This is a genomic window from Nostoc cf. edaphicum LEGE 07299, from assembly GCF_015207245.1.
Taxonomy (GTDB): domain Bacteria; phylum Cyanobacteriota; class Cyanobacteriia; order Cyanobacteriales; family Nostocaceae; genus Nostoc; species Nostoc edaphicum_B.
Window position 1 is genome coordinate 1 of the sequence record NZ_JADEXF010000767.1, and the last position, 3,190, is coordinate 3,190.

Consider the following 3,190-nt stretch of genomic DNA (forward strand, 5'->3'; position numbering starts at 1 on the left):
GGGGAAAATTCTCCCTTACTCCCGTTCGGCTACGCTCACGGCAAGCCTGCTCCTAGCCCCCAGCTAACGGCTACGGTTCTAGAAACAGACGCAGCTACCGGGGGGCGTTTATTGCAATTTGATGTACCAGAGGGAAAGACTTTGGTGCAACTGTTAGAGGTATTTGGTGAAGTACCGCTACCACCGTACATCACTGCCTCAGAAGCTGCTGATGAGCAGTATCAGACAGTTTATGCTAAACAACCAGGAGCGATCGCAGCTCCGACGGCAGGATTACACTTTACCCCAGAATTATTACAAAAGTTGCGCGATCGCAAAATTGATCGAGCTTTTGTGACGCTACACGTTGGTGTCGGCACATTTCGCCCTGTGGAAGTAGAGGACGTAACTACCCATCAGATGCATGAAGAATGGATTGAAGTTCCCGCCGCTACAGTAGAGCAAATCCACGCCACGAAAGCTGCTGGCGGTCGAATTATTGCTGTGGGAACAACGGTAGTACGGGCTTTAGAAGGGGCGGCTCAATTTGGTAATTTACAACCATTTTGCGGAAAAACAGACTTGTTTATTTATCCCGGCTACCAATGGCAGGTGGTAGATGGTTTGATTACGAATTTTCACTTACCGCGTTCTAGTTTGTTGATGTTGGTAAGTGCCCTAATTGGCAGACAACGATTATTGAATATATACAACGAAGCGATCGCTTTTGGATATCGCTTTTATTCATTCGGTGATGCCATGCTAATTTTGCCGTCAGCTGTGGGAGTGGGGAGTGGGGAGAGACGCAATTAATCGCGTCTGTACAAGAATTAGGAGTTAAAAGTTGGAAATTGGGAATTTTTTCTTTCGTGGTGGGTACTCTGACTTATAAGAGGTTAAAAATAAGTACAGGTCTGCTATTAATGTCTGAAAAATACCTATTTTCTCATTGGTTAAATTTATTTTGTCAGGTAACACTCGGTGGCTGTTCTGCATTTTTGCTCTTGGCTGCACCGACAATTACTAATTTCCCAGTTAGCAAGCTGCTGGCAGAAACTGCAATTTCTCAGAATCTGGAAGCAGCTAGCTTTTTCCAGCAGGGAGTCACGCGCTATAACCGCCAAGACTTACAAGGTGCAGAATATGCCTTTCAGAAAGCGTTGCAGCGAGATCCTAACCTTGGGGCAGCACGAAATTATCTGGGTAATATATTGATAGAGCAAAATCGCCTGGATGAAGCTTTACAAGAATTTACCGAGGTGATAAAACTTAATCCCAATTCTAGCGAAGCTTATTACAACTTGGGGTTAGTGTTGCACCGACAAGGAGAAAAAGATGCAGCGATTACGGCTTATCGCCAGAGCTTGGTGATAGATTCCACAAGGGTGGCAGCACTGTATAATCTGGGTTTGTTGCTATACGAACAAGGAAAGTTAGAGGAAGCGATCGCTGCCTACCAAAAAGCAATTAATTTAGATAGCAGCAATGCAAATGCTTATCTTAACTTAGCGATCGCCTTGCAACAACAAGGTCAAATCGAGCCTGCGATCGCCACTTATCGCCAAGCTTTGAAGCTAAATCCTAAAAATGCCACAGCCTACAGCAACATGGCAAATTTGCTAGCAACGCATGGTCAAGCTCCTGAAGCTATTTCTGTTTATCGACAAGCGATTCGCCTCAATCCAAAAAGTGCCTCAGCTTACTATAACTTGGGAGTAACTTTATATAATCAAGGCGAGTTCAAAAAAGCCAGTGGAGTCTTGAAACGCGCTCACAATGAATATCACCAGCAAGGTAACATTGAACAAGCCCAGAAAATTGAGCAGTTAATGCAGCAAATTGCCCAGAAAAGTGGGCAACAGCAGCCTCAAGCCAGTCAAACAGCTACTCCTTCTCAAAGTTCAGATTCTACAGTACAAACACCTGAACCACAGACGGCAAATCAACCAGAAACGCCTGCGAACCCTGGCGATGTGCCTGTCTCAGTTGAACCACAATCCACTTCAACAAGTCCCGGACAATAAAAAACTCAGAGTTAAGACAATTTGCCCTCATCCCCCAACCCCTTCTCCCAAAATTGGGAGAAGGGGAGCCAATTTCAAAGTCCCTCTCCCCAGCTGGGGAGAGGGATTTAGGGTGAGGGCTTTTGATTCATGCAATAAGTCTATTCTCTACTGAAGATTAGGTTTGAGTAAAAGTTGCACACGACATAACTCCTAACTTTTTTAAATCGGCAAACGATTAATATCTTTATTGCAACCAATAACAACCATTGCTGAACCACGCTCTAAACGCTTGGTAGCGTCAGGATTAATTTGAAATTTTCCATCCTGGCTTACTGCTAGCAAATTTAAACCGTAGCGGTTACGAAGTTGAAGTTCGGTGATTGTTTTGCCGTGAAATTCATCAGGCACAATCAACTCTACAATACTGTTATCTGGGTCGAGGTCAAACCGATCTAGAATTGCTGGTTTTGTAAGAGTACGCGCTAGGGCACAACCCGCTTCATACTCAGGAAAAACAACATGATCTGCTCCTACTCGCCGCAACAGTTTACGGTGAACTTCACTAGAAGCTTTAGCAACGACATGAGGTACACCAGCCTCTTTCACATTTAGAGTGGTTATGATACTTTCTTGAACGTAGTTGCCAATCGCTACAATTACAGTATCAAATTCAAAAATTCCAGCTTCTCTGAGTGCGGCTGGTTCTGTAGAGTCTAGTTGCAAAGCATGACCAACTATTCCCTCAGTCAATGCTTCTGAAACTCGTTTTTCATCAATATCTGTTGCTAGCACTTGATAACCAAAATTGTGCAGTGTGGAACAGACAGACCTTCCAAAACGACCTAACCCAATTACAGCAAATTGGTGGTTATCTTTACGTAAACTGCGAAAAAAACTTAATGATGACAGATTCACCGTTGTTATCCTTATTATGGCTCCCTGTATTTAGGGCAAAAAACGGTTATACCGCTTGAATTAAAAATTTTATTTTTGCCTTCTAATGTATATTTTATCAGTTTGGGCATTGGTTATTCTTTCTCCCCCATTCCCTATTCTGTTTCCCTAACTATCCTACGAGTAAATTTTCTTCAGGATAGTGAATTCTGGTGGGGCGGGGATCTCCTAGTACAGCAGACATCAGCAGTAAAACACCTACTCTTCCAACGTACATAGTGACAATTAAGATGAGCTTTGCTGCGATAGAG

General features: G+C 43.5%; 3 protein-coding genes and 1 pseudogene. 2 read left to right on the forward strand and 2 right to left on the reverse strand.

The window, feature by feature from the left end:
• Positions 1 to 792, forward strand: a 792-nt coding sequence (gene queA, locus IQ229_RS20345) for a tRNA preQ1(34) S-adenosylmethionine ribosyltransferase-isomerase QueA (RefSeq protein WP_194046850.1), incomplete at its 5' end; no start/stop codon positions are given.
• Positions 793 to 902: 110 nt separating this feature from the next.
• Positions 903 to 2,003: a tetratricopeptide repeat protein gene (locus tag IQ229_RS20350; RefSeq protein WP_194046852.1), complete on the forward strand. Its 1,101-nt coding sequence runs from the start codon at positions 903 to 905 to the stop codon at positions 2,001 to 2,003.
• Between the two features lie 201 nt (positions 2,004 to 2,204).
• On the opposite strand, the gene IQ229_RS20355 is transcribed toward IQ229_RS20350, so the two are convergent.
• Both IQ229_RS20355 and IQ229_RS20360 read right to left on the reverse strand, forming a co-directional pair.
• Positions 2,205 to 2,900 (reverse strand): potassium channel family protein, encoded by a 696-nt coding sequence (locus tag IQ229_RS20355; protein ID WP_194046854.1) that lies wholly within the window; start codon positions 2,898 to 2,900, stop codon positions 2,205 to 2,207.
• A 151-nt stretch (positions 2,901 to 3,051) separates the two neighbouring features.
• Positions 3,052 to 3,190, reverse strand: a pseudogene (locus IQ229_RS20360) (TrkH family potassium uptake protein); the annotation flags it as partial.